This is a genomic window from Glaciecola sp. MF2-115 (assembly GCF_047250385.1).
GTDB lineage: Bacteria > Pseudomonadota > Gammaproteobacteria > Enterobacterales > Alteromonadaceae > Glaciecola.
In genome coordinates this window covers 64,948-88,207 of sequence record NZ_JBLBVM010000054.1, presented here as the reverse complement: position 1 = coordinate 88,207, position 23,260 = coordinate 64,948, and the positions used below count along the sequence as shown (strand labels likewise).

Annotated in this window: 22 protein-coding genes and 1 pseudogene; 9 read left to right on the top strand and 14 right to left on the bottom strand. The window is 41.0% G+C overall.

Annotated features, from left to right (window positions below; all coding sequences use genetic code 11):
- The first annotated feature begins 66 nt into the window (after positions 1 to 66).
- The 3 genes and pseudogenes from ACKLNX_RS12370 (at position 67) to ACKLNX_RS12360 (ending at position 4,033) form a co-directional block, all read left to right on the top strand.
- Positions 67 to 1,602 carry a Fic family protein gene (locus ACKLNX_RS12370; protein ID WP_412972570.1) on the top strand — a complete coding sequence of 512 codons (1,536 nt, stop codon included), beginning with the start codon at positions 67 to 69 and terminating at the stop codon, positions 1,600 to 1,602.
- 203 nt (positions 1,603 to 1,805) lie between these two features.
- Positions 1,806 to 2,195: pseudogene (locus tag ACKLNX_RS12365) on the top strand (RHS repeat-associated core domain-containing protein); the annotation flags it as partial.
- A 101-nt stretch (positions 2,196 to 2,296) separates the two neighbouring features.
- Entirely contained in the window at positions 2,297 to 4,033 is a 1,737-nt protein-coding gene (locus ACKLNX_RS12360; protein ID WP_412972569.1) for a diguanylate cyclase, read from the top strand.
- 16 nt (positions 4,034 to 4,049) lie between these two features.
- On the opposite strand, the gene ACKLNX_RS12355 is transcribed toward ACKLNX_RS12360, so the two are convergent.
- The 4 genes from ACKLNX_RS12355 to ACKLNX_RS12340 form a co-directional block, all read right to left on the bottom strand.
- Positions 4,050 to 4,523: a hypothetical protein gene (locus ACKLNX_RS12355; protein WP_412972568.1), complete on the bottom strand. Its 474-nt coding sequence runs from the start codon at positions 4,521 to 4,523 to the stop codon at positions 4,050 to 4,052.
- A gap of 364 nt (positions 4,524 to 4,887) precedes the next feature.
- On the bottom strand, positions 4,888 to 5,124 hold the full coding sequence (locus tag ACKLNX_RS12350) for a TIGR02647 family protein (RefSeq protein ID WP_412972567.1): 237 nt from the start codon (positions 5,122 to 5,124) through the stop codon (positions 4,888 to 4,890).
- 171 nt (positions 5,125 to 5,295) lie between these two features.
- Complete coding sequence (locus tag ACKLNX_RS12345) at positions 5,296 to 5,952, bottom strand: LiaF domain-containing protein (RefSeq protein WP_412972566.1); 657 nt, start codon at positions 5,950 to 5,952, stop codon at positions 5,296 to 5,298.
- 263 nt (positions 5,953 to 6,215) lie between these two features.
- The gene (locus ACKLNX_RS12340; protein ID WP_412972565.1) at positions 6,216 to 6,593 is read right to left on the bottom strand and encodes a VOC family protein; all 378 of its coding nucleotides are present in this window, start codon (positions 6,591 to 6,593) and stop codon (positions 6,216 to 6,218) included.
- Positions 6,594 to 6,886: 293 nt separating this feature from the next.
- Between ACKLNX_RS12340 and ACKLNX_RS12335 the strand changes: the two genes are divergently transcribed.
- Together ACKLNX_RS12335 and ACKLNX_RS12330 are read left to right on the top strand one after the other, a co-directional pair.
- A complete protein-coding gene (locus tag ACKLNX_RS12335; protein WP_412972564.1) occupies positions 6,887 to 7,429 on the top strand; it encodes a YaeQ family protein in 543 nt (180 codons plus the stop codon).
- Between the two features lie 80 nt (positions 7,430 to 7,509).
- Positions 7,510 to 8,643, top strand: a complete 1,134-nt coding sequence (locus ACKLNX_RS12330) for a 1-acyl-sn-glycerol-3-phosphate acyltransferase (protein WP_412972563.1) — start codon at positions 7,510 to 7,512, stop codon at positions 8,641 to 8,643.
- A gap of 3 nt (positions 8,644 to 8,646) precedes the next feature.
- Here ACKLNX_RS12330 and uvrD read toward each other — a convergent pair whose 3' ends face one another.
- Positions 8,647 to 10,818, bottom strand: a complete 2,172-nt coding sequence (gene uvrD, locus ACKLNX_RS12325) for a DNA helicase II (protein ID WP_412972562.1) — start codon at positions 10,816 to 10,818, stop codon at positions 8,647 to 8,649.
- Positions 10,819 to 11,045: 227 nt separating this feature from the next.
- Between uvrD and ACKLNX_RS12320 the strand changes: the two genes are divergently transcribed.
- Both ACKLNX_RS12320 and ACKLNX_RS12315 read left to right on the top strand, forming a co-directional pair.
- Positions 11,046 to 11,609 (top strand): manganese efflux pump MntP family protein, encoded by a 564-nt coding sequence (locus ACKLNX_RS12320; RefSeq protein ID WP_412972561.1) that lies wholly within the window; start codon positions 11,046 to 11,048, stop codon positions 11,607 to 11,609.
- Positions 11,610 to 11,746: 137 nt separating this feature from the next.
- Complete coding sequence (locus ACKLNX_RS12315; protein WP_412972560.1) at positions 11,747 to 13,246, top strand: Hsp70 family protein; 1,500 nt, start codon at positions 11,747 to 11,749, stop codon at positions 13,244 to 13,246.
- A gap of 46 nt (positions 13,247 to 13,292) precedes the next feature.
- Here the strand turns inward: ACKLNX_RS12315 and ACKLNX_RS12310 are convergent, their stop codons facing one another.
- The 8 genes from ACKLNX_RS12310 to lptM all read right to left on the bottom strand — a co-directional run bounded on the left by ACKLNX_RS12310 (position 13,293) and on the right by lptM (position 20,716).
- Positions 13,293 to 15,320, bottom strand: a complete 2,028-nt coding sequence (locus ACKLNX_RS12310; protein WP_412972559.1) for an FAD-dependent oxidoreductase — start codon at positions 15,318 to 15,320, stop codon at positions 13,293 to 13,295.
- Positions 15,321 to 15,418: 98 nt separating this feature from the next.
- Positions 15,419 to 15,970 (bottom strand): DsrE family protein, encoded by a 552-nt coding sequence (locus tag ACKLNX_RS12305; protein WP_411692534.1) that lies wholly within the window; start codon positions 15,968 to 15,970, stop codon positions 15,419 to 15,421.
- A gap of 10 nt (positions 15,971 to 15,980) precedes the next feature.
- On the bottom strand, positions 15,981 to 16,703 hold the full coding sequence (locus tag ACKLNX_RS12300) for an HAD-IA family hydrolase (protein WP_411692535.1): 723 nt from the start codon (positions 16,701 to 16,703) through the stop codon (positions 15,981 to 15,983).
- Positions 16,700 to 17,596 carry a tyrosine recombinase XerC gene (locus ACKLNX_RS12295; RefSeq protein ID WP_412972558.1) on the bottom strand — a complete coding sequence of 299 codons (897 nt, stop codon included), beginning with the start codon at positions 17,594 to 17,596 and terminating at the stop codon, positions 16,700 to 16,702. The genes ACKLNX_RS12300 and ACKLNX_RS12295 overlap by 4 nt, the downstream gene beginning before the upstream one ends.
- 114 nt (positions 17,597 to 17,710) lie before the next feature.
- Positions 17,711 to 18,421 (bottom strand): DUF484 family protein, encoded by a 711-nt coding sequence (locus ACKLNX_RS12290; RefSeq protein WP_412972557.1) that lies wholly within the window; start codon positions 18,419 to 18,421, stop codon positions 17,711 to 17,713.
- Positions 18,418 to 19,248, bottom strand: coding sequence for a diaminopimelate epimerase (gene dapF, locus ACKLNX_RS12285; RefSeq protein ID WP_411692538.1), 831 nt, complete (start codon positions 19,246 to 19,248; stop codon positions 18,418 to 18,420). Before dapF ends, ACKLNX_RS12290 begins: the two co-directional genes overlap by 4 nt.
- A gap of 47 nt (positions 19,249 to 19,295) precedes the next feature.
- Positions 19,296 to 20,546, bottom strand: a complete 1,251-nt coding sequence (gene lysA, locus ACKLNX_RS12280; protein WP_411692539.1) for a diaminopimelate decarboxylase — start codon at positions 20,544 to 20,546, stop codon at positions 19,296 to 19,298.
- A gap of 2 nt (positions 20,547 to 20,548) precedes the next feature.
- Positions 20,549 to 20,716 carry an LPS translocon maturation chaperone LptM gene (gene lptM, locus ACKLNX_RS12275; RefSeq protein WP_411692540.1) on the bottom strand — a complete coding sequence of 56 codons (168 nt, stop codon included), beginning with the start codon at positions 20,714 to 20,716 and terminating at the stop codon, positions 20,549 to 20,551.
- A gap of 306 nt (positions 20,717 to 21,022) precedes the next feature.
- On the opposite strand from lptM, the gene rraA reads away from it, so the two are divergent.
- Both rraA and ACKLNX_RS12265 read left to right on the top strand, forming a co-directional pair.
- Positions 21,023 to 21,508: a ribonuclease E activity regulator RraA gene (gene rraA / locus ACKLNX_RS12270; RefSeq protein ID WP_411692541.1), complete on the top strand. Its 486-nt coding sequence runs from the start codon at positions 21,023 to 21,025 to the stop codon at positions 21,506 to 21,508.
- Between the two features lie 112 nt (positions 21,509 to 21,620).
- Positions 21,621 to 22,352, top strand: a complete 732-nt coding sequence (locus ACKLNX_RS12265; protein ID WP_412972556.1) for a substrate-binding periplasmic protein — start codon at positions 21,621 to 21,623, stop codon at positions 22,350 to 22,352.
- A gap of 66 nt (positions 22,353 to 22,418) precedes the next feature.
- Here the strand turns inward: ACKLNX_RS12265 and ACKLNX_RS12260 are convergent, their stop codons facing one another.
- Positions 22,419 to 23,195, bottom strand: coding sequence for a S1/P1 nuclease (locus ACKLNX_RS12260; protein ID WP_412972555.1), 777 nt, complete (start codon positions 23,193 to 23,195; stop codon positions 22,419 to 22,421).
- Between the last annotated feature and the right edge of the window lie 65 nt (positions 23,196 to 23,260).

Sequence of the window (23,260 nt, the reverse complement as noted above, 5' to 3'; positions counted from 1 at the left end):
TATATAATCATTTTTCATGATTGGTAATCGTTTTTCACGGTAAATCCTCATTTTTAGGTGGGTAATATGGTATTGGCTAAACGCGCAAAATTCTTCGATGAAGAAATTTATCCAGAGCCTGAAGCTGAGCTGGTTGGATATGCTTGGCTTATCAATGAATTCCAACTAAGCGTTCCTGCTCCTAATGCGATATGCGCCATTGTTCCAGCTATAAACGCTAAACGAAGCAAAGGAAGGTGGTTAATATGGGGAAGCCGTTATCAGCCTGACGCTCATTGGTTTGCACAGTTAACATTTGCGTTGAAATATGAAGGTGCTGATTTAGCAATTATGAAAAGCTTATTTGGCGCTTTAGCAATCGAAGATATTACTGCTTCAGTTGAAAATGAAATAACAGGCGCGTATAGCCGCAGAATTTGGTTTTTCTATGAATGGCTTACTGCGCATATGTTACCCATTGGGGATGTTACTACTGGTAATTATGTTGACGCGCTAAATGAAGAACTACAATTTGGCTGCGCCAAAACCAAGGTTTCACGCCAACGAATAAATAATAACTTACCGGGTGTTAATGGGTTTTGTCCATTAATTAGAAGAACAGAGAAATTAGTTCAGTATATTGGTGAAAACCTAGATGAAAAAGCGGCAAAAAATATAGGGACTGTTCACAGTAACTTACTTGCAAGAGCGGCTGCATTTTTACTGCTTTCAGACTCTAAGGCTTCATATACCATTGAAGGAGAATCGCCTCCTCATAATCGTATAGAGCGATGGGGGAAAATTATCGGTCAAGCAGGCATGCAGCCATTAACCGTAGAAGAGATAGAACGTTTACAGAAAGTTGTTATTCCTGATGGTCGATTTATCCTGCCGGGAATTCGTTGCGTTGGCGGTTTTGTTGGGGAGCATGATCGTGTGACCAATATACCAATACCTGAACATATATCAGCAAAGCCAGAAGATCTTGATGAGCTGCTCGCTGCTTATCTAAATGCGCATGAATTAATGAAAGATTCAGGATTTCATCCTGTTTTAGCTGCTGCAATCATTGCCTTTTCGTTTGTTATTATTCATCCGTTAGAAGATGGTAATGGACGAATTCATCGCTACTTAATTCATCACGTATTAGCTGAGAGTGGCTTCACGCCTAAAGGGGTTATTTTCCCCGTATCAGCAGTCATTCTAGAAAAAATAGAAGAGTACAAAGCCGTGTTAGAGCAGTTTACTCAACCACGTTTGAAGTATGTTGAATGGCAACCGACTGAAGATAACAATGTTCATGTAACCAATGAAACGGCTGACTTGTATCGATATGGAGATATGACGCGCCAAGTGGAGTTTTTATTTGAGTGCGTAAAAGATACGGTAGACACTGTTCTTCCAGAGGAAGTTCTTTATCTAGAAAGATACGATGAGGTTTGGAACTATGTAAATAATCGATTTGACATGCCTCAGAAAAGCTTAAGCTTACTACTCAATTTTTTGCGTCAGAGTAATGGGCAATTATCGAAGAGAGCCAAAACTAAGGAGTTTTCAGCACTAACTGAAACCGAAGTAAAAGAAATCGAGAATAAATATCAGGAAGTGTTTTTACTTGATTAAGTGAGCCATTTTGTCAGTGAGCAGTTAGACATGTATAAGAGATAATACTTACTAACTGTTCAATAAATATGCTAAGATTGATGCGATTCAGTGACGAATTAACTTGTTCTTTCAAATATTGCCAAGGAAGTAAGGCCCTCTTTATACAGCATTTTATTCCCATTTCAAAAAGAAAGTAATCTGGATCAAGTTTCGGATTATTTTATATGCAGGCACGATACTATGATCCAGTGATTGGGCGGTTTTACTCAAATGACCCGCTAGATGCTGCAACATTTATAAGAAAAGGAAATATTCAAGGGTTTAACCGTTACGCATATGCAAACAATAATCCATACAAATACACAGATCCAAATGGCGAAAATCCAGTTTGCCTTACACCTTGGACTGCGTTGGCATGCGCTGGAGCAGCTGCGGTAGGTTATGGCGTATATAAATTTACCGACAAAACGGAAGATTTGGGAAATTCAAAGTTGAAAGAAATGGAAGCTGACAGTCGTCGACAAGAAGCATATATTAATTGCGTAAAATCAGGAGGCCGTAACTGTGGTGATATTGGTCCATCAGAAAGAGAGCTGAGTGTAGTGGTCTAATCATCTACAAGGTTAAAGAAACAAATAGTTTAAGGAAGGGTGCTCTTTTTTCTTAATAGACATACCATACTTAAGCGCAAGTATTCAGCAAAAGGTAGAACATGAACAAAACCACCAAAGGTGTGTTTTTATTATTTTTAGTCTTCATACATTTCGGCTTTAGCTCGAATGTAGTCGCTACCGATGGCGCGAAAAATTCAGATACTGAATTTCTACAAAACCAACATAAGTTTGCAGGCACATTAGAATACCAAATTGGAGTGAGTAGCCATTTAGAGTTGCAGGATATCGAAGCCGAGGGACAGTGGCTAGTTTCAGATGATGGCTGGATCAGAGAGGTGTTTTTCGACTCAAGTTTTTGGCTTGGCGACCACCCAAAAGTTGCGTGGCTTAAGTATAAAGCGGCGTCTGAAAGTAGTGAGCATTGGTTCGAACTGGCGTCAAGCGGTGTTACTAGAGCTTCACTTTATTATACAGATCAGGACGGAACGCAACGTTCAATTAATACAGATGATCCAGAATATCTTAATGGTTACCGTTCTAGATTCCTTACATTTCTTTTAACCGAAAACATGTTGGAGCAAACCTTATACATTAGAGTTGAATCCTCTAGCAAGTTACATATTCAAGTAAATACCTACGACTACTTCGACTACCTGCAGATGTCCTCGATAATTAACTTTATTTACGCGATAGGATACGGCGTTGTCTTAATTATGGTGCTTTACAATTTAATATTAGGTTGGTATCTCAAGGACTCCATCTATTACTTATATTCCTTCGCCATTTTATCTGCATTGTATTATCAGTTTTTCGCTCATGGACATGCTCGAATTTTCTTTCATTTGAATTGGGACTCGGTTAACCAATCATTAAATATGGCATCATTAGTGGCAATTGCCGCAGCGATGTATTTTCTTTATCGCTACGCAAATTTTCGTTATTTCTTCCCAATGGTGGCAAAGTATTTTAGAGCACTGATTCTTTTTGTTGTCTTGGCAATAGTCACGATGCTCTTCATAAGCGCAAATGCGGCTTTAAACTTATTGTTATTGATATCGGGTCCGATACTGACTATTTCACTCGTTTTAACCTTGTGGGCTCGATATAAGGGAGTAAGAGAGGCTGGCTATTTTGCACTCGCTTGGCTTGGTTATATTTTAGGTGGCTCAATTTGGCTAAGTTATTGGTTGGGGATACTGCCATTAAATCACTACGTAGAGTTGCCTTTATTGGCTGGCGCTGTCTTAGAAAGCGTACTTCTGTCCCTAGCGCTTGGATATAGAATTCAGAACCTTAATGAACAAACGGAGTTACTCGAAGCGAGTAATAGCCATTATAAAAACTTAAGTCAGCTTGATCCGCTCACTAAATTATCCAATCGAAGAGCATTTGATAAGCAATTATCATATTACGAACAACTTGAAATCAGTTATGGCTTGCTTCTTGTCGATATCGATAACTTTAAGGAGTTTAACGATACTCACGGTCATGTAGAAGGCGATAACGTACTGGTAGTATTGAGTGATGTATTGCGTAACACTTTAAGGGAAAGTGATTTAGCCGCAAGGCTTGGCGGTGAAGAGTTTGGTCTACTCATCGCCTGTTCTTCTGTTGAGCAGTTAGTGGAAATTGCGGAGAGAGCTAGAGAATCTTTCAGCGCACACGAGTTTATTATTAATAATAAAAGCTATTATGTTTCAGTTAGTATTGGTGTGGGCATGCGAGATGCAAATGACAGTTCTATCGAATTCATTGAAAGAATAGACCGAGCGCTTTACTTAGCTAAAGAAAGAGGTCGAAATCGAGTTCAAGTATCGTCTATTAATACAGAATAGGCGATAGAGAGCTCGCTTAGTCACGCCAATTCTTATCATAATCGGTATTGCTTTTGGCAAAAATAACCATGTCTAGCCAAAACATACCGATGATTGTTTTGGCAAATTTCTTAGGGCAAAAGGCCTGTTTCAGCTCGTTGATTTTATCCTCATCGAACCCTTTTTTTAACAAGCTTTGCAAACACTCAGCATACAAACTGTTTAAGGGGAGTGCATCCATACTAGGACACCTGAGTACTAGGTGATCTTTGGATTTTTTGCCCGCGAAGGGCACAACAATTACGCTTTCTTTATCTAATTCTTCAAGTTTTTCGGCTGGGAAGTGGTAATGCAAAATCAGCTCAGTCTCAAAAACATATTGATGGCAATTAGGGCGGTGACCTAAGTAGATTCGAGCAGACGCAAATAACCCTCTGAACATACGATGAAGTAAATTCTGATTATTAATAATCTCGATATATATGTTCGCTACTGCTGCGTCTTCTGTCATTTTAACGACTACTGCTTATGATTAACTTATTTTATTATGTTTGTTAGGAAAAAACAGTGGTGCGTTTACTCATTTTTGTTTGTGAGATCAGATACTGTCATTGGCAATTTTACTACTACAGGATAAACAATATATTACTAAAAGTGTTGTATCGTGATGATACAGAGGCATTGAATTATATATTTAGATGAGGTTTCTTATGGGGAAATTACACCTTTTTTGAATAGATGCTTTCAGCTTCAGGGGAGTGCTACTTGGTCGGCATGACCTTCTTTACGACAAAGGTTTTTGCAAAGGCAATATAACTTGTAAAATGACGACGCTTTCTCAACTCATGTGAGTGTTAGTCAGCGCCGTATTCACACTACTTATGCGTCAACGCTGATTGAATGACTGCTGCATGTTCTGCCAGATCATGACCTAAGTCAGTTAGGTAACCGCCATCTGGTTGATCAACAATGCCTTTGCTATATAAGCGTTGTGCTGCTGATACTAAACTAGGATCCGCATCATGATGTATTTTCAGGCCTTGCATTAAACTTTTATTTGGGAATTTTAAGATAAGGTTTAATTCTTCTGTAAGCTCTTTATTGAATGGCATAGGCTTCTCTTCTTAGGTTGACGTTAGACGGTAAAGTCGTGGTTCATAAGTATGAGTTGTTAGCATATAGCCGAAATAAAATAATTACAAAGAATGATCATCTAAATTTGAATTTTAATGATCTAGATCCACCTCATACCGATTTAAGAGAGCCTTTATTTTGGCTTAAGTTTACATCTTAGGATTAGAATCAAACATCGCTTTCATTTTGTTTGCGAAGGCAACAAAGTTTTCTTTCATCGTCGTTTTAATCTTAACACTGAGTTCAGATAACAATACGACGCCTTCAATGGTGATAGTAGGGGCATGTTTTGATGCGACGGAAGGGGCTTTGTTTTTTGCACTACCTAAAATGCAAAAAGCTTTAGATACAACGTTTACGTTCTCTGGAACATAAATTTTATCGCTACCTAAAATACTAATGACCTGTACCTTCACGTTTGGGCCAGTAAATAGTGCATTGGTAAAGTCGAGAGTTGATCCCCCAAGTAAAGTAAATAATTTAATTTCTTTTGGTACCGTCCAAATGCCGCTACGGTCAGTTTCACCCAGAATGTTAACCATAGTTTCCTGTTCTTCAGCAGGCGTTTTGCTATAGTTAACTTGAAATTGTTGCTCTTTTTGCTGCTTCAATGTGTCGTCTGGGGCTGGACCTAAGTCTTCTATTTGGTCCATCATCTCTTGGTGTGATGAAGTTGCGATAACAGCATCAAGTCGTCGTTCAAATGCTGCATTAGAAATAATGCCATGGCTATAATTATGAATTAGAACGTCAATAACTTCTTCTTTAACTTGTTCTATGGGTCTATCTTCTAATTTAACAGTCATGGTTATATTCCTTTTTTATCACTTAGTCAGATGAAAGATTGATTATGCTACGATAAAGCAAAGCTCGTACCAGAAAAATATATTCAATAAAAACAATAATTTAATTAATTTTTATTTTTTCAAATTGGTCATTTTTGCTATTTTTTAGTGTTTTCGAATCGATTATTAATATTTTAGTCAATTGCATCAGCGCAAGTTAGCGCAAATAAAATCATTAGAGCGCCCCAAAAACGAGACGCTCTATATTTGGCACTTGAAGGTGACTATTTTTGGGAATGCAAACCAAACATGTTTCCCTCTGAATCGTTCGCAAGGGTAATAAAACCGTATTCACCGATAGACATTTTCGACCGCTGAATTTTACCACCCGCTTCTTCTACTCTGGATTCTTCCTGTGCACAATCGTCACAAGAGAAGTAAACCAAAGTGCTATTACCTCCGGCAGGAAAACCGTTCATATGCACTAAGGCGCCACTTGCACCATACTGTTCCATATCTGCTGGGAACGCACGCATCTTAACGCTGGCATCCGTTGGGTCGCCAATTGTCTCAAAACTGACTTTCAGCACAGACTCGTAGAATTTTTGGGCTCTTTCAATATCATTCACATAAATTTCAAACCAACCTACTGGATTACTCATAATCATTTTCCTTTTAATTGTAAGCCTAGGTAATGAAATGAGCTCATTTAGTTAGGCTTTAATTGATTAAGTGAAATGTAAGCCAATAGGCTTGAATGCCTTCACCCATTTATTAGCCTACTCCTTTTTAGCTTAAAAATTCCACACATTTTTAAGTGTAGCAATGTAATCTTCTAAAAATCATTTCATATGTAGTGTACAATCCGCCGATAAATAGCGAGTAAAAGCGGGTTGAATTTTGATTTTTAATAAATCAATGCAATCGCCAAACTGAACGGAAGAACTGAAAAGAAATGGCACTCAAACCCACTATATACAAATTTAATGTCACGCTAGCGGACCTAAACAATCATCATTATCCAAATCTTAGTTTGACGGTGGCGCAACACCCCTCTGAAACATTAGAGCGCATGTTGGTGAGAGTGATGGTATTTTGCCTTCACTCCTTCGATGATAATGAAGGCTTGCTGGCCTTTACTAAAGGTTTGAGTTCTGTTGAAGAGCCAGATTTGTGGCAAAAGACACTTGATGACCAACTGCTTAGTTGGATTGATGTAGGTGAGCCAAGTTTTGATAGAATGAAAAAGGCTTGCCGACTTTCTAAAAGTACATTTGTATATAGCTTTAACTCCAAATCTGATGTTTGGTGGAAGCAAAACAGAGAACAACTTGAAGCGCTTCCCATAAAATTTTTTGCGTTCGAATGGGAGCAAATCAAGTTGCTAGCGAAAGAGATTGAACGTAAATCAACATGGTCAATCACAATTAGTGATGAATCAATTTTTGTAACGACGGCGAGTGAGCAGTTTGAAGTCAACTGGATAGCTTTGAAATAACGCTTACTTACCGCAGAAGATAGAAATAGGGAGTACAACTCCTATATTCAAGAAACAAAAACAAAGGTTAGAATAAATTTATGACGTCTAAATTTGACGAAATCAGGCCATACAACAACGAAGATTTGCCTGATGTACTAGAAAAACTCGTAAACAATAAAGAGTTTATACAAACGCTGGTAGCCTTTCGTTTTGCGCGTTGGCCGAAAATCACCAAGCCCTTTATTGGCTTCGTGATCAAACGTATCGTCAGTAAAAAGATAAAAACGATCAACAGCCTGCGTGAATTTCAGCGATTGGTTGAACCTTACATGCATCGCATGATCAGCAAAACTACCAAAGGTTTGAATATTACTGGCCTTGAAACCCTCGATTTATCAAAACCTTGTTTGTTTGTGAGTAATCACAGAGACATCGCCCTTGATCCTGCTTTTGTTAATTGGGCATTGCATATCAATGGCCAGGACACGGTTAGGATTGCTGTTGGTGATAACTTACTTAGCAAGGATTGGGTTGCTGACGTCATTCGCTTAAACAAATGTTTTGTCGTGCAACGTTCGGTAGAAGGGCGCAGGGAAAAGTTAGCAGCAGCTAAACTGCTTAGTGAATACATTCATCACTCATTGACCAGTGAGAAACAACATATTTGGATCGCACAGCGAGAGGGAAGAGCAAAAGATGGAGTTGATGTGACTAACCCAGCCATCGTTTCAATGCTCGCAATGAATAAACCCAAGGGTGTGGATTTTGCAGACTATATTGCAGAACTAAGAATTGTACCTGTTTCACTTTCCTACGAATTCGACCCATGCGATGTAAGCAAGGCTAAAGAGCTATGCCAGAAAGAACAAGACGGTGCTTATGATAAGCCCGACAACGAAGATATGAAGAGTATTGTTAACGGTATTACCGGAAAGAAGGGCAGAGTGAATGTGCACTTTGGGAAACTAGTCGGCGATCAGTTTGCGAGTACGAAAGAAGTCGCTGCCTTCCTTGATAAAGAAATTCTGGCTGGTTATCAAACTTATGCTACTTCAGAAATCGCTCTTCAACGCTTAGGTGAAACAGTGTCTGCTAAGCTTAACACTGCGCCAGCTGCTGAACTTGAAAAGGCGAGAGTTTATCTCGATTCACGTTTGGAGATGCTTAATCCTCAAGAGCAAGAGAAGCTTTTGAGGATGTATGCAAACCCATTAATTCGACTTTCAAACTAAATCTTAAGCAATTTTAGTTAACTTGGCATACGCCAACATCAGTATTTTTGTGCCTACTGAATCGAAATTGACGTGGACTCTTGCGTGTTCACCCGAGCCTTCGTAATTTAACACAGTGCCTTCACCAAATTTCTTGTGCTCGACGCGCTCACCTAATTTAAAACCGCTATCTTGAAACGCAGCGTGTGAGGTGGCTGAGCTAAATCGGTTATGCACAGGCTGTTTGATAACCGTTCTCAGTCTAATTTCCTCAATGAAATCACCCGGTATCTCTCGAATAAATCGTGAAGGCGTGTGGTACTTATCTTGACCGTAAATGCGACGAGTTTCAGCGTAAGTAATGAGTAGCTTTTCCATGGCGCGTGTCATACCGACGTAACATAGGCGGCGCTCTTCTTCTAACTTGCCAGGTTCGTCGTTGCTCATTTGGCTAGGGAACATGCCTTCCTCAACGCCTGCAAGGGTAACAAATGGAAACTCCAAGCCTTTTGCAGTATGAATCGTCATCATTTGCACGGCATCTTGATTGGCGTCAGCTTGCGCATCACCAGCTTCTAGAGAAGCATGCGCTAAAAATGCAGAAAGAGGGCTCATTTCTTCGGCCTCATCTGGTGCTTCAAATTGCTTACAAGCAGTGACCAATTCTTCCAAGTTTTCTACTCTTGCTTTGGCTTTCTCACCTTTTTCTGCTTGATACATTGCATATAAGCCAGCATGTTTTATGACGTGATCGGCTTTCTTTTCAAGCGCTAAGTCTTTCACATCCTGGGTCATTTGTAGGATCATCTCTACAAATCCTTTTAATGCATTAGCGGCGCGGCCTGAAAGCATATTTTGCGCTAACATTTTACTGCTCGCTTGCCACATTGGAATATCATTTTCACGTGCAAACTGGCGGATGTTTGATAATGTTTTGTCGCCTAAGCCACGGGTCGGTGTATTCACAACACGTTCGAAAGCTGCGTCATCAATTGGCTGATTAATCAGACGCAAATAAGCAAGGGCATCCTTGATTTCTTGACGTTCGAAGAAGCGCAAACCACCATAAATGCGATAAGCTAAACCTTCGTGCAAAAGGGCTTCTTCCAGTACACGTGATTGAGCATTGTTGCGATACAAAATAGCGCAATCTGACAAGGCCGCACCTTGCTCATAATGGGTTTTTATTTGTGAAATGATAAAGCGCGCTTCGTCTAAATCATTGAAGCCAGCGTAGAGCGCGATTTTCTCGCCTTCACCATCGTCGGTCCACAACTCCTTTCCTAAACGACCAGGATTGTGACCAATCACAGCATTCGCCGCATTCAATATATTAGAAGTGGAGCGGTAATTTTGTTCTAGCTTAATTGTATTGGCTGTAGGGTAGTCTTTCAAAAAGTGTGAGATGTTTTGAACATTCGCACCACGCCAGCCATATATGGATTGGTCATCATCGCCTACAATCATCATGTTATTGTTTTCACAAGACAGCAACTTTAACCATGCATATTGAATGTTGTTGGTGTCTTGGAATTCGTCTACCAGAACCGCGCGAAAGCGTTTTTGATAATGCTGTAATACCTGAGGATTATTAGCCCAAAGTTCGTGCGCGCGTAACAACAATTCTGCAAAATCGATGAGCCCAGAACGCTGACAAGTTTGTTCGTAGGCCGTATATATTTCTTTCATTTTTTGCTGCGTGTGATCACCATGCGTTTCGATATGTTTTGAACGCAGGCCTTCGTCTTTATTGCCGTTTATGTACCACTGAATTTGCTTAGGTGGCCAATGCTTTTCATCGAGATTCATCGACTTTAACAAACGCTTAATTAAACGGTATTGATCGTCAGAGTCGAGTATTTGGAAGTTTTCCGGCAAGCCTGCTTCTTCATAGTGAGCGCGCAATAAACGGTGGGCTAGGCCATGGAATGTACCAATCCACATACTATTTAGTGGCTGGCCCATCAATCGCTCGACACGCCCGCGCATTTCGCGCGCTGCTTTATTCGTAAACGTTACGGCTAGAATGCTGTATGGGGCAACTGACTCAACTTCCATTAACCAAGCAATACGATGCACCAATACTCGGGTTTTACCGCTGCCAGCACCGGCCAATATCAACATGTCTTGAGCGGGTGCGGCGACAGCTTCACGTTGCTTGTCGTTCAGGTCTTCGAGTAGTCGAGTTACGTCCATTAAAATTCTTTATTGTTTTGCATCAGATGGGCGAAGTATAACAATAAACCTGTGTGTTTATACAGCATAAACGAGTTTATTCGAGAATTTAAGTTTGGGATTCTTTAATTTCTTACTCTTATTAAGTTAAGATTATTAGTCGATGATATTTGAGATGATTATAGGTATCATTGGGCGTTTAGAAACTTACGTGACCTGTTGTGAAAAGTCTCTTATGAATGATGCACATGATTGAAGTAATTTTATTAGCGCTTGGCTTGAGCATGGATGTGTTCGCGGTTTCAATTGGTCTTGGTGTCGCTGCGAATGGAAGCGGGCAAATTTTAATTAATCAAAAGAAGCTACGCAGTGCTTTTATCATCGCGTTTTATTTTGGTGCTTTTCACGCATTTTTCCCGCTCTTGGGTTACTTAGGCGGAATCACACTATTTTCATGGTTTGAGAGCATCTCCCAATGGATAGGCTTTTTCATTCTGGTATTTTTGGGTCTTAAGTCAATTTATGATTCGTACCAAGGCAATGAAAATGAGCTTACAAGCTCACTTACGCATAGTGCTTTACTCATCCTTGCAATAGCGACCAGTATTGATGCCTTGGCGACGGGGTTTACTTTGGCTTTATTGACAGTACCGGCCTTAGTTGCATGCTTAATTATAGGTATGACAACCTTCTCTTTTACCCTGATTGGTCTTTACTTGGGCAGCTCAAGTAGTAAGAGACTCGCGCCGATATCAAATGTGTTAGGTGGGGTCATTCTCATTGTGATTGGGTTCAAGATTCTATTATTCTAAACGTTTAGCTAAAGCCGCAAATTTAAACTGCAAAGCAAAACGGCGCATATTGCAAATCAACTAGTGAATTGCGCGTCCTTTTACCTTACAATCGCGCTCCACTTTTTTTAATCATTTATCATTCGTTCGGGACTCAGATGGCAGCAATAGGCATAGATTACGGCACATCAAATTCAGAAGTTGTCTACTTTGATGGGACGCAACATCAATTTATCAAACTTGATCCTAATGTTGAGAATTCGAACAAGATCCGTTCATCTGTTTTCGTTTATTACAAAGATGAATTACCACGTCCTCCTGCGTCTGCGATTGAAGCGAAAGTGTCTCAAATTCAACGCGCTATTAACGAGCAAATAGATAAAGCAAAGCAAAGCTATTACGAAGCGAAAGACCCTAGAGAGCAACGGGTTTTTAGCGAAAAAATCGACGACTTGCGTGCCGAGTACCATAACAAACCTGCGCTGCAACGCCGAGCAATACAACTTCTTCTTAAGCACATGACAGTGCAAGATTTGTCTTTGCATCAACTTGTTGAAACCGGTGAGTTTGCCTTTGGCGAAGAGGGCTTTAAACGCTTCCTTAAAATGCCAGATAAAGGTCGCTTAATATATTCACCCAAAAACTTCTTAGGTGCGCATTTGGTAGATGGCCAGAAAAAGGCCTTCGTTGGGATGATCGCCAAGCAGTTAGCATATTTTCGCGAAAGTGCCGAGAAACAACTGAATAAAACCGTCGATACTGCGGTTATTGGTCGCCCTGTGAAATTTCATGGAACAAGAGGGGAAGAAGGGAATAGCCAAGCCATTGAGATTATGGCCGAAGCCGCAAAGGAAGCCGGCTTTTCCCGCGTTGAGTTTTTAGAAGAACCAATTGCAGCGGCCTATAAAATAGAACCAAATTTGAGTAAGCCAACCAATGTGCTAGTTGTGGATATTGGTGGCGGCACAACAGATATTTGCTGTATCCAGCTTTCGCCAGAAAAACGCGCTAATCTTAACCGTCAGCAAGATGTACTTTCTGTAACGGGCGCACGGATCGGCGGAATGGAATGTGACAAAAACCTGATAGTTAAGTCAATCGCACCGACCATGGGGCAGGGCTTAAAGATGCAGAATGGTCTGCCAGTGCCACCTTTGTATTTCTCAGATATGTGTGCGGTGGATGATATTCCTAAGCTTAACCGCTTCTTTTCTGACGATTATGGCTTAGACATCGCACAAACTATGTCGATTATAAAAGACCCAAGCCTTTTGAATCGCTTACTAACGGTGCAAGAAGAAAAGCTCTCAGCTAGATTGGTAAACTCGTCTCGTTTGGCAAAAGAAATGCTCTCTTCCAAAACTGAAATTACCTTACCGCTGCATTACATTGAGCCTGATTATGATGTTGATTTGTCGGTAGACGATTTGAATCGTTCAATGAAATCTTGGTTGAGCCGCGTTAAGCGTCTGGTAATTGAATGTTTGGAAAACAGTAACGAAGAACCGGAAATGTTGTTTATAACAGGTGGAATGAGTTTGTCACCGATTGTTAGAAAACAACTTACGGAAGAAATGTTGCCGAACCTACCTGTCATTGAAGGCGATGCTTTTAATTCGGTATGTGAAGGTTTAGCGATTCAAGCGGCGAAGCTGTAGGCCTTTCGCCGCTATTAAGTCTGTAGCTAATTGTGAAATAGCGCGACTAAATCTGAGCCGCTAACTCCGCTCCTTGACGTATAGCTCTTTTCGCATCCAATTCTGAAGCAACATCAGCGCCTCCAATAATATGTACTTGCATACCAGCTTCTTCCAAACTGGATTGCAAGTCGCGCAATGGCTCTTGTCCGGCGCATACAATAATATTGTCCACATCTAATACTTTGGCTTTTTCACCAACAGTAATGTGAAGCCCTTGGTCATCTATTTTTTCGTAACTCACGCCATTCATCATTTGCACTTTATGATTTATAAGCGAATTGCGGTGGATCCAACCGGTCGTCTTACCCAAGCCTTTACCCACTTTGGTCGTTTTACGTTGTAGCAAATACACCTGCCTTGGCGGCTCGTGCAGATCTTTTTCGGTAATCGCTCCCGGGTTTTTATATTCTTTGTCGATTCCCCAGTGAGCTAACCAGTCGTCTAGGTTAGTGCTTAGGTTTTCTTGCTCAACCAAATATTCAGATACGTCGAAACCGATACCGCCTGCACCAATGACAGCTACTTTGGCGCCAACTGGCTTGTGATCGCGAAGTACCTCTATGTAGCTCAACACTTTAGGGTGGTCGCTGCCTGGAATATCCAAATGACGCGGTTTAATGCCCGTTGCCATCACTACTTCAGTAAAGCTTTGTTGTTTTAGTAAGTTGGCGTCTACTCGCGTATTTAAATGTAGCTTCACACCGGTGACTTCAATGCGTTTACCGTAATAACGAAGGGTTTCATAAAACTCTTCTTTGCCCGGCACCTGTTTTGCGTAATTGAACTGGCCACCAATTTCACTGGCTTGCTCGAACAAATGTACTTCGTGACCTCGCTCTGCCGCATAGGTTGAAAATGCTAAACCAGCGGGTCCTGCGCCAACAACGGCTAGCTTCTTAGGTGCAGCGACGGATTTGAAAATGAGTTCGGTTTCATAGCAGGCCTGTGGATTAACTAAACAACTCGCGCGCTTCTGTTCGAAAGCATGATCGAGGCAAGCTTGGTTGCACGCGATACAAGTATTGATCTGATCGGACTCATTGCGCATTGCCTTTGCAACGAAGTGAGCGTCAGCCAAAAATGGACGCGCCATAGAAACCATATCTGCGTGTCCTTGCGCTAATACCGATTCTGCGACTTCGGGTGTGTTGATGCGGTTAGTTGTGATCAGAGGAAGACTAAGCTCCGCTTTCATTCGCTTCGTGATCCATGTGAATGCAGCACGAGGCACTGAGGTTGCAATAGTAGGGACTCTTGCTTCATGCCAACCGATACCCGTGTTGATTAAGGTCGCACCGGCCTTCTCGATTTCTTTCGCAAGATAGACAACCTCTTCCCAAGGGGCGCCACCTTCAACTAAATCTAGCATAGATAAGCGGTAGATAATGATGAAGTCGCTGCCCACTCTTTCACGAGTTTGTTTAACTACTTCAATCGCAAGACGCGCTCTATTCTCTAAACTGCCGCCCCATTCATCGTCTCTTTGGTTCGTTCGCTCACAAAAGAACTGGTTAATTAAATAGCCTTCAGAGCCCATAATTTCAACGCCATCGTAGCCCGCCGATTTCGCATAATTAGCACATTCCACATAGTCTTTAATGGTGCTGCGCACTCCCCGTGATGAAAGTGCTCTTGGCTTAAATGGCGTTATCGGTGATTTCACGCCAGAAGCTGAAACTGCTAAAGGGTGATAGCCATAGCGTCCGGAATGCAATATTTGCATACAAATTTTACCGTCTTCTTTGTGCACGGCATCGGTAATGACGCGATGTTTTTTAGCGTGCTTGGCACTACTCATACGCCCAGCGAACGGAGCAACCCAACCAGCGATGTTAGGGGCGATGCCACCGGTCACGATCAGGCCAACACCACCACGAGCACGCTCGGCGTAAAAAGCTGCCAATTTATCAAAGCCGCCTTTCTCTTCTTCTAGGCCCAAGTGCATCGAACCCATTAAGGTTCTATTTTTTAAGGTAGTAAAACCTAAGTCTAAAGGTTCAAGTAAATGCGGAAAGGGGGAATTCGTTGTCATGGGATAGCCTTTAATCGAGAATGACTAAAGACTAGATTGTTTCGATATTTTTAGCAATATGCCAAGGTGAAAAGCTGCCCTAAACTAGGGCTGTTTAACTAAAATGGATTAACAGTGTATCCAGCTTGCTGCAATTGGGCATGCGCAGTCATTGCTGAAAGTTCTACTTCACTTCCCTTTACAAATTGACTGATATCAATCCCATTGGCCGCTGCACTTTGGCCACATACAATAACGCGTACCTTATTATTCATTAAAGCCTGTAAAAGCGGTTTGTTAGGATTATCTTGTGAGTTTCGCTTTTGATAGTTTTCATTATTTAATAAATCAAAAACCGCTTTTCCATGAACGACTAAAGCGAGTTCGATGTTGTCCTTATTCACTCCAGCATTGACATGCATGTTCAGAAAACGAGCTAGGCTATCAAACTTCCTGTTTATGTCACCCGCATCTGCGCCGCTAGCAACATCGAAAGCCACTTTGAATTTAGCGTCTTTAGCTACGGTATGTGTTGTCACTTCTGCATTTTTACCGAAAACTTCAATTAAAGGGCCGGTTTTAAATGCTGTCATTTGTGCAAAAGCGGGCACGTTAATGGCACTGAAAAATAACAAGAAAAGTGCACTGCGTTTGATTGTGTGTCTATTCATTCTTTTAATCCTATGACTTAATAAATGCGAGTAACTCGTTTAAGTGTTTAATTTCTACATTCGGTAGAACTTGGACGGTTTCGTTACGCAACTTCATTGGGCGATCGCAAGCATGCCATGCACTTGAGAACCCTGCGTTACAAGCTCCCCAAACATCTTTTATTAAATGGTCGCCCACATGGAGAATACTGGCGCGCTCTATACTTAATAATTTAGCTGCCTCGTCGAACATGTGTGGACTGGGCTTCATTGGGCTTTGACGACTTGCTTTTAAGACCTTTTGGAAATAGCCATCTATGCCAATTTGCTGCGTATTCACATTGCCATTGGTGATAGCAATTAACGGGATCTGTTCAGACAATTTAGCTAATAACTGACATTCGGCGTCGCCCACTTTAAAATTGCTCCGCTCAAAGTAAAACCAATCGAAACATGTCTGAACTGCTCTCTCTAAAGCTTGGCCACGGTATCCAGCCTCTTCAAGACCTTTGCTTAACACAACGCGACGTAAATCGCCCATGTCTGAAAATAGCTCAGGGTCATCGCGCAAAGCGGAGCGTTTATATTGCTGCCAATCATCCTTCGTGAGATGTGAGGAGTCGGGATATTCCTTGGCTATAAAATTGAGCAAACCTTTTTCAGCTTCAATAATATATGGCCAGTTATCGTATAGAGTGTCATCTAAGTCGAAGGTCATTGCCTTAATTTTTGGCGTAGGTTTGTAAATAATCACTTCTTCTTTGCCCTCGGGTGTGCTTGATCATAAATTTGAGAGAGATGTTGGAAGTTCAGATGTGTGTATACCTGTGTGGTCGATAAATTCGCGTGCCCTAACAATTCCTGAACCCCTCTTAAATCATTACTAGACTCAAGTACATGGGTTGCAAAAGAATGGCGCAAAGTATGCGGACTTATTTGCTGATAAAGCGTTTGTTGCTTGGCCCAATGATCGAGTCTATTTTGTACTTGTCGGTTTGAAATTCGCGTTTTACGCTTTGATAAAAAGAGTGCCTCTTCATCATCAGCAGGTACGAGTTTATCACGTTCAATTAACCATAGATTAATGGCCGCTTTTGCTTGCCTACCGATAGGCAGTCGACGCTCTTTGTTGCCTTTACCTATCACTCTTATTTCATCACTTGCTAGAATGTCACTTAATTTAAGACCGGTCAATTCTGATAAACGCATGCCGCAACCATACAGCAATTCAAACATGGCCTTGTCTCGCACACCTAGAAACTCTGTAGTATCAAAGTTAAGTAAGCTATTCATTTCATCAACGTTAAGTTGCTTCGGTAGGGGCTTAGACTGTTTTAACGATTGAATAGCAGCGACGGGATTATTGCTGAGATACTCTTTGCTTACCATGAACTCACAAAAGTTACGTAAAACAGTAAGTCTGAGGTTGATAGTTCTTGTTGATAGCTTTGCTTTACTGCAATGCATCAACATCATTTTAATATGGCCGGCAGTCAGATCAGACCAACTATTAATATTGAGATCTTTTGAAGCACTTATTATTTGACGTTGATAATTTTTGCAAGTGTGTTCTGAGAGCTGGCGTTCAACTCGGATATGGTGGATAAAATCGACAAGCCAAGAGTTTAGCTGTGGTGATATTTCCATTTTCTTCGAACTTGTGTCTATCAAAACTGACTTTGACGAATGCTAGTGGCTTTAGCAATAATAATCGGACTAGTAGTGAGTTGACTAGTTGTGAGCTGGCTAATAGTGAGCTGACTAATAGTGAAGCAAGTCTGGCATTGAAACATTGAGGAACTCCTGAAGTTGTTTAATCAACAAGGTATCCATGTCTGGTGTAAAGTGAATTGGGTCGGCACTGCCAATGGCCAAAATGCCAAGATCGCGTTTATCACCCAACAATACGAGAGCAACAGATTCGGCAGTTGCATCTCCAAACAGTAACTGCTTTTCATGTTGGCTTAAACGACCAAAAAAGAAGTCACTATCTTTAAAACGTTTTTCCATAAACAAGCGTTGCTGAATTTCCGGTAGTGCGAATAAACCTTTAAATGGTTTTATAGCAGCTGCTGACATATCCAGTTCGTCTTGTAGGGTTTCTTCAATGGTGTATTGCATTTCAGCAAAATCAGTACAACGCAATAAACGCAGATTTAAGTCGGCATAGACACGGTAGATTTCTTCGTTTTGTTTCGCAATGGAGATAAGTTGGCTAAGTTTAAAGCTGAGTTGACGGACTTTTTTACGAAGTTGATCGCTTTGCAGTTCAACAAGAGAGACTGAACCTTTTTGTTTATGTGGGATCTGCACTTTTTCTGCAAGGTCTGGATTTTTAACAAAGAAATCTCTGTTATTAAGAATGTACTCGCGCACTTCTTCTTCCGTGACTGCTTTTGTAGAAAATTCTTCTGAAGTGAAGTCTCGCGCAAGCGCTTGCGCAGTATTTCCCTTAACACCTGATTTATTCATAGCGTTACTTGTCCGTCATAAATGTGTTCTGCGGGGCCCGTCATTTTTAAAAGACTGTCTTCCCCATGCCATTTTATACTTAGTCTACCACCAGGAAGCGTGACATTCACTTCTTTATCTAACTTGTCTTGAATAATACCTACTGCAACGGCTGCGCAAGCCCCGCTACCACAGGCTAATGTCTCGCCAGCACCGCGTTCAAATACTCGTAATTTTATTTCGTTGCGGCTAATTATTTGCATGAAACCAACATTTACGCCTTCTGGAAAGCGCTCGTTGCTGCCAATGATTTTCCCTATCCCTTCTACATCGTGCGTATCGACGTCTTCGACTTCAATGACACAATGAGGATTTCCCATGGACACTGCGCCACAGAAAAAAGTGTGTTCTTGATCACGTATGATGTAAATATTTTCTTGTTTGTTGGCTTTAAATGGAATGCGTTCAGGTGTGAACACTGGGCGACCCATATTAACGGTGACATTGCCATCTCTTTCAAGATACAAGACCATGCGACCCGCTTTAGTGCTCACGACAATTTTGTTGCGATTTATTAGGCCTTTTAATTTCACAAACTTAGCGAAGCAACGTGCACCGTTTCCGCATTGTGAAACTTCGGTGCCATCCGCGTTATAGATTCGATAATGAAAGTCTTGGTCGGGGTCGTAGGGCGGTTCGACAATTAATAGTTGATCGAAGCCAATGCCAAAATTACGGTCAGCAAGTTGCTGTATTTTCTCTTTCGAGAAAAACACATTTTGAGTTACGTTATCGACAACTACAAAATCATTGCCGAGCCCGTGCATTTTTGAAAAATTTAACAGCATTTGCTTCTTATAATTATTATTATGAATTTAAGGCTTGTTACCTTAGTTTACGTAATTTTATGCTCACCTTTCCAGAGATCTTTTAGTTTTTCTCTTTCACGAACAACAATGGTGTTTGTTTTATCGATCATTATTTCTGGTGGTCGGCAACGGCTATTATAGTTACTCGCCATAGTAAACCCGTAAGCACCAGCACTTCTAACAGCAAGCAGGTCACCCGGTGCGATAGCTAAATCACGGTCTTTTCCTAAAAAGTCGCCGGTTTCACACACGGGACCCACAACATCGTATTTTTGTGTAGCGACATCTTGGCGCGGTTGCACGGGAATAATTGCTTGCCAGGCGCTATATAAAGCTGGGCGTAATAAATCATTCATGGCGGCATCCACAATCGCAAAGCTTTTCTCTTCACCTTGCTTTAAAAACTCAACTTCTGTCACAAGGATACCGGCATTTGCTGCAATTGCTCTGCCAGGCTCCAGAATCAGTTTTAAATGCTCGCGCCCTTGCATTTTCGCTGCCATGGCTGCTGCGTATTCATTTGGGTGCGGTGGTGTTTCGTCGTTATATGGAACGCCTAAACCACCGCCAACATCTAAGTGAGAAATGATAATATCGTGTTGCGCAAGTTCATCAATTAGAACTAACAGGCGTTCTAAAGCATCAACAAAAGGACTAATGTCGGTTAATTGAGAACCAATATGACAATCCATTCCTTTTACATCTAAATGCGGCATTGCTGCAGCACGTTTGTATACGCGCAGTGCGTCATCTCTAGCAATCCCAAACTTGTTAGCTTTCAAGCCTGTGGAAATATATGGGTGAGTTTTCGCATCAACATCTGGATTAATTCGAATCGAGATTGGGGCTTTTAACCCAAGTTCACCTGCAACTGTGTTAATTCGATCAAGCTCAGCGTCTGATTCGACATTAAAGCACATAATATTTTGCTGTAGAGCAAAGCGAATTTCTTCCGAAGTTTTGCCTACTCCAGAAAATACGACTTTCGTTGGTTCACCGCCAGCCTCTATCACCCGGCAGAGCTCGCCTTTGCTAACGATGTCAAAACCAGAACCAAGCTTAGCTAATACAGACAACACGCCTAAATTTGAATTTGCTTTTACCGCATAACAAACTAAATGATCATGCTTTGCAACGGCATTATTGAATGCATGCCAATGACGCTCGATAGTTGCACGTGAATAAATATAAACAGGTGTGCCATGAGCTTTTGCAATATCCGCAACCGCTACATCTTCGGCGAACAGTTGATTATCTTTATAGGTGAAAAAATCCAATGTTATTGACCCTCTTTAATACTAGGGTTTTGGGAAGCTTCAGGGGCTTTCTCCGAGCTAGGCTCATTGCTCGGTGCTTGCTCTGGAAGATAAAGTGGACCGCGTTGGCCACAGGCGCCTAAAAATAGGCCCAGCACTATCAGAAGTGCTAATTTATAATTTCGATTCATGGACGGAAAATAACTAGCTTAATATGCGTCTAACATTGCACTGCAATGGCTTAAAAAGCAATACCTTTCTAGGCGTAAAAGTAAATAATTGCTAGCTTAGAATATTGAGTTTTATAGCTTATTCGTCTATAAATTTAAGCACTTGCCGCGTGTGTGTTAAATTCACCGGGAATACGTAAAACGAGTGTATTCAAGCAAGTTGCTCTGCTAATTGCCTTTCATCTACGAGTAAAAGTGCTAGTATTATGAAAAGTGCTTTTGGAGACTTTCCAGAATACACGCTAAAACAACAGTTTAAGGAAAATCATGGAATACAATACTTCTGAATTATGTGACTTATTCGCAGATAGTGTTGATGTACTTGACCCTATCTTTACTAGCTTTGGTGGCCGTTATTCTTATGGCGGAGAAGTCACCACTATCAAATGTTTTGAAGACAAAGGTCTAGTAGACAAGGTCTTAGCCACTAATGGTAAAGGTAAAGTACTGTTGATTGATGGAGGTGGCTCAACAAGGCGCGCACTCATTGATGCCTACAATGCACAAATGGCCGCTGAAAATGGCTGGGAAGGGATCGTTTGTTACGGTAGCGTTCGCGAAATTGATGTACTTGAAGATGTTGAAATAGGTATCCACGCATTAACGGCCATTCCGGTTAATTCAGAAAGTAAAGAAATTGGTGATCTTGATATTGCCGTTAATTTTGCTGGCGTCACTTTCTTACCTGAAGATCACTTATATGCTGACGGAACGGGAATCATCTTGTCACCTGAAGCGTTAGATATTGATTAGAATCCGGCTTATTAGCTTATTGTTTCATCATTATTAATAGGAACATAGAAGAAAATATCAGCATTTTTTTTAATCTACCATTACAGCGAGTTGTTTTAAGGCTTTTAGATTTATGTTTTCATTTTTGAAGTTCGCAATATGTGCTCTGTTTTTACTGATGGCCGTCGAAAGTAACGCTGAAGTCACAACACCTGAAGTTCGTATTGTTACTGAGCATCTTCCTCCTTATCAAATCAATATGGATAATAAGTTGATTGGTGGAACTGTTGGCATTGAAATGCAAAAGCTAGTAAGCAAAGTGTTACCGAATACCAATATAGAAGTGATGCCTTGGGCACGGACGTACCAAATTGCATTAGGGCGACCCAACACTGTTATATTTTCATTAGTTCGAACGCCTGAACGTGAAGATAAGTTTATTTGGATTGGCAAGGTTGCAGATGTAACGACAGAGTTAATTGTTCTAAAAGACAGTAAGATAGATCCTGTAAAATCTCTTGATGAACTAAAAAATCTGACTATAGGTGTAAAACGGCAAGATGCTGTAGCTACTTTACTCAGTGAAAAAGGTTTTGAGTATGATAAGAATTTAGTTGCGATTGCATACACCATGTCGACTATGAGAATGCTGGAAAGAGGCCGAATAGAAACCGTCCCTTCGAACCAGCAAGTCATTGATTTTTACTGTCAAACGGCGGGCTGTTCAAGATCCGACTTCAAAACGATTTATACATTTAAAGATCTATCAGAAGAATTTTACTTAGCAGTCAGCCTAGGCACTGATGAAAAGTTGATTGAACAACTTCGCTCGGAGTTTGGAAAGTTTGATTTCCCCGTTAACTAATGCGCTTGCGTTAAATAAAACCTGCGTTAATTAACGGGTACTTCTCATTTTTTTAAAACTACTTTCTTATTTAAAAAGATCGTTTAAATACGCTGCGATACGAACACCACCTTCTTGAAGTCTCTCACTTGCAACAGGTAAATACTGATACAGGTAGTCCCAGCTGAGTTTTTCAGTTTCAGGGTAAATCACATCACGAATAGCAGCGCTTTCAGCAATATAGACGAGTGGGTCACTCGTATTCCACTTTGCTTCTTGTTCAGCGGTGATTTTTTGGCTTAACCAATTAGTCCATTCTGTATAAGACAATTGGCGTCTATCTAGCATGCCAGAATCCCATACACGATGCAGGTTTGAGTCATCCCAGAAGAATGATACTTTCACATCGTTACCACCTTTATCAGTGCCATTACCGGCATGAAGAGGTTGATGCAAATCACCGATAATATGCACAATAAAGCGCAAGGCAACTTGGCGATCTTCAAGTGAGGCATTTTTATCTTTTACAATTTTAGAAAATTTCTTTAATGCGGTATATGCATCGCCTTGTTCAGGAGCGCCTACTTCATGATAGTGCTTTCCTTCCGGAACGGTTACGTAGTGATACGGACCAGCTTCTTTTTGCCAAAAATCATCAGGGTTTGAACGCATTTCATCGGCGTAAGTTGATGCTTCAGCTAGGCTTTCATTAGGTAGTAACTTTGCAATAGCGGCTTTTGCTTCAGCACTGAGGTACTGTTCGGCAATTGCACCTGTTATACGATGCCCAGTTTGGCCCCAAGCATGCACTTGTTGGAACGAACTCGCGGCTAGTATGGCTGAAGCGATTAATAGTTTTTTCATAGTTTGTCTCGTTGATTATTGTACTTATTTGTCTGGTGTTTTATTGGTTCAGGGCTCTTATTGGT

Bases quoted from the DNA above. Each gene is read 5' to 3' on its own strand.
- ACKLNX_RS12330 (WP_412972563.1), top strand. From the start codon at position 7,510: ATGACGTCTAAATTTGACGAAATCAGGCCATACAACAACGAAGATTTG.
- ACKLNX_RS12350 (WP_412972567.1), bottom strand. From the start codon at position 5,124: ATGCCATTCAATAAAGAGCTTACAGAAGAATTAAACCTTATCTTAAAA.
- ACKLNX_RS12320 (WP_412972561.1), top strand. From the start codon at position 11,046: ATGATTGAAGTAATTTTATTAGCGCTTGGCTTGAGCATGGATGTGTTC.
- ACKLNX_RS12370 (WP_412972570.1), top strand. From the start codon at position 67: ATGGTATTGGCTAAACGCGCAAAATTCTTCGATGAAGAAATTTATCCA.
- ACKLNX_RS12305 (WP_411692534.1), bottom strand. From the start codon at position 15,970: ATGAATAGACACACAATCAAACGCAGTGCACTTTTCTTGTTATTTTTC.
- uvrD (WP_412972562.1), bottom strand. From the start codon at position 10,818: ATGGACGTAACTCGACTACTCGAAGACCTGAACGACAAGCAACGTGAA.
- rraA (WP_411692541.1), top strand. From the start codon at position 21,023: ATGGAATACAATACTTCTGAATTATGTGACTTATTCGCAGATAGTGTT.
- ACKLNX_RS12355 (WP_412972568.1), bottom strand. From the start codon at position 4,523: ATGACAGAAGACGCAGCAGTAGCGAACATATATATCGAGATTATTAAT.
- ACKLNX_RS12290 (WP_412972557.1), bottom strand. From the start codon at position 18,421: ATGAATAAATCAGGTGTTAAGGGAAATACTGCGCAAGCGCTTGCGCGA.
- ACKLNX_RS12340 (WP_412972565.1), bottom strand. From the start codon at position 6,593: ATGAGTAATCCAGTAGGTTGGTTTGAAATTTATGTGAATGATATTGAA.
- ACKLNX_RS12265 (WP_412972556.1), top strand. From the start codon at position 21,621: ATGTTTTCATTTTTGAAGTTCGCAATATGTGCTCTGTTTTTACTGATG.
- ACKLNX_RS12315 (WP_412972560.1), top strand. From the start codon at position 11,747: ATGGCAGCAATAGGCATAGATTACGGCACATCAAATTCAGAAGTTGTC.
- ACKLNX_RS12345 (WP_412972566.1), bottom strand. From the start codon at position 5,952: ATGACTGTTAAATTAGAAGATAGACCCATAGAACAAGTTAAAGAAGAA.
- ACKLNX_RS12260 (WP_412972555.1), bottom strand. From the start codon at position 23,195: ATGAAAAAACTATTAATCGCTTCAGCCATACTAGCCGCGAGTTCGTTC.
- ACKLNX_RS12310 (WP_412972559.1), bottom strand. From the start codon at position 15,320: ATGACAACGAATTCCCCCTTTCCGCATTTACTTGAACCTTTAGACTTA.
- lptM (WP_411692540.1), bottom strand. From the start codon at position 20,716: ATGAATCGAAATTATAAATTAGCACTTCTGATAGTGCTGGGCCTATTT.
- ACKLNX_RS12335 (WP_412972564.1), top strand. From the start codon at position 6,887: ATGGCACTCAAACCCACTATATACAAATTTAATGTCACGCTAGCGGAC.
- dapF (WP_411692538.1), bottom strand. From the start codon at position 19,248: ATGCTGTTAAATTTTTCAAAAATGCACGGGCTCGGCAATGATTTTGTA.
- ACKLNX_RS12295 (WP_412972558.1), bottom strand. From the start codon at position 17,596: ATGGAAATATCACCACAGCTAAACTCTTGGCTTGTCGATTTTATCCAC.
- ACKLNX_RS12360 (WP_412972569.1), top strand. From the start codon at position 2,297: ATGAACAAAACCACCAAAGGTGTGTTTTTATTATTTTTAGTCTTCATA.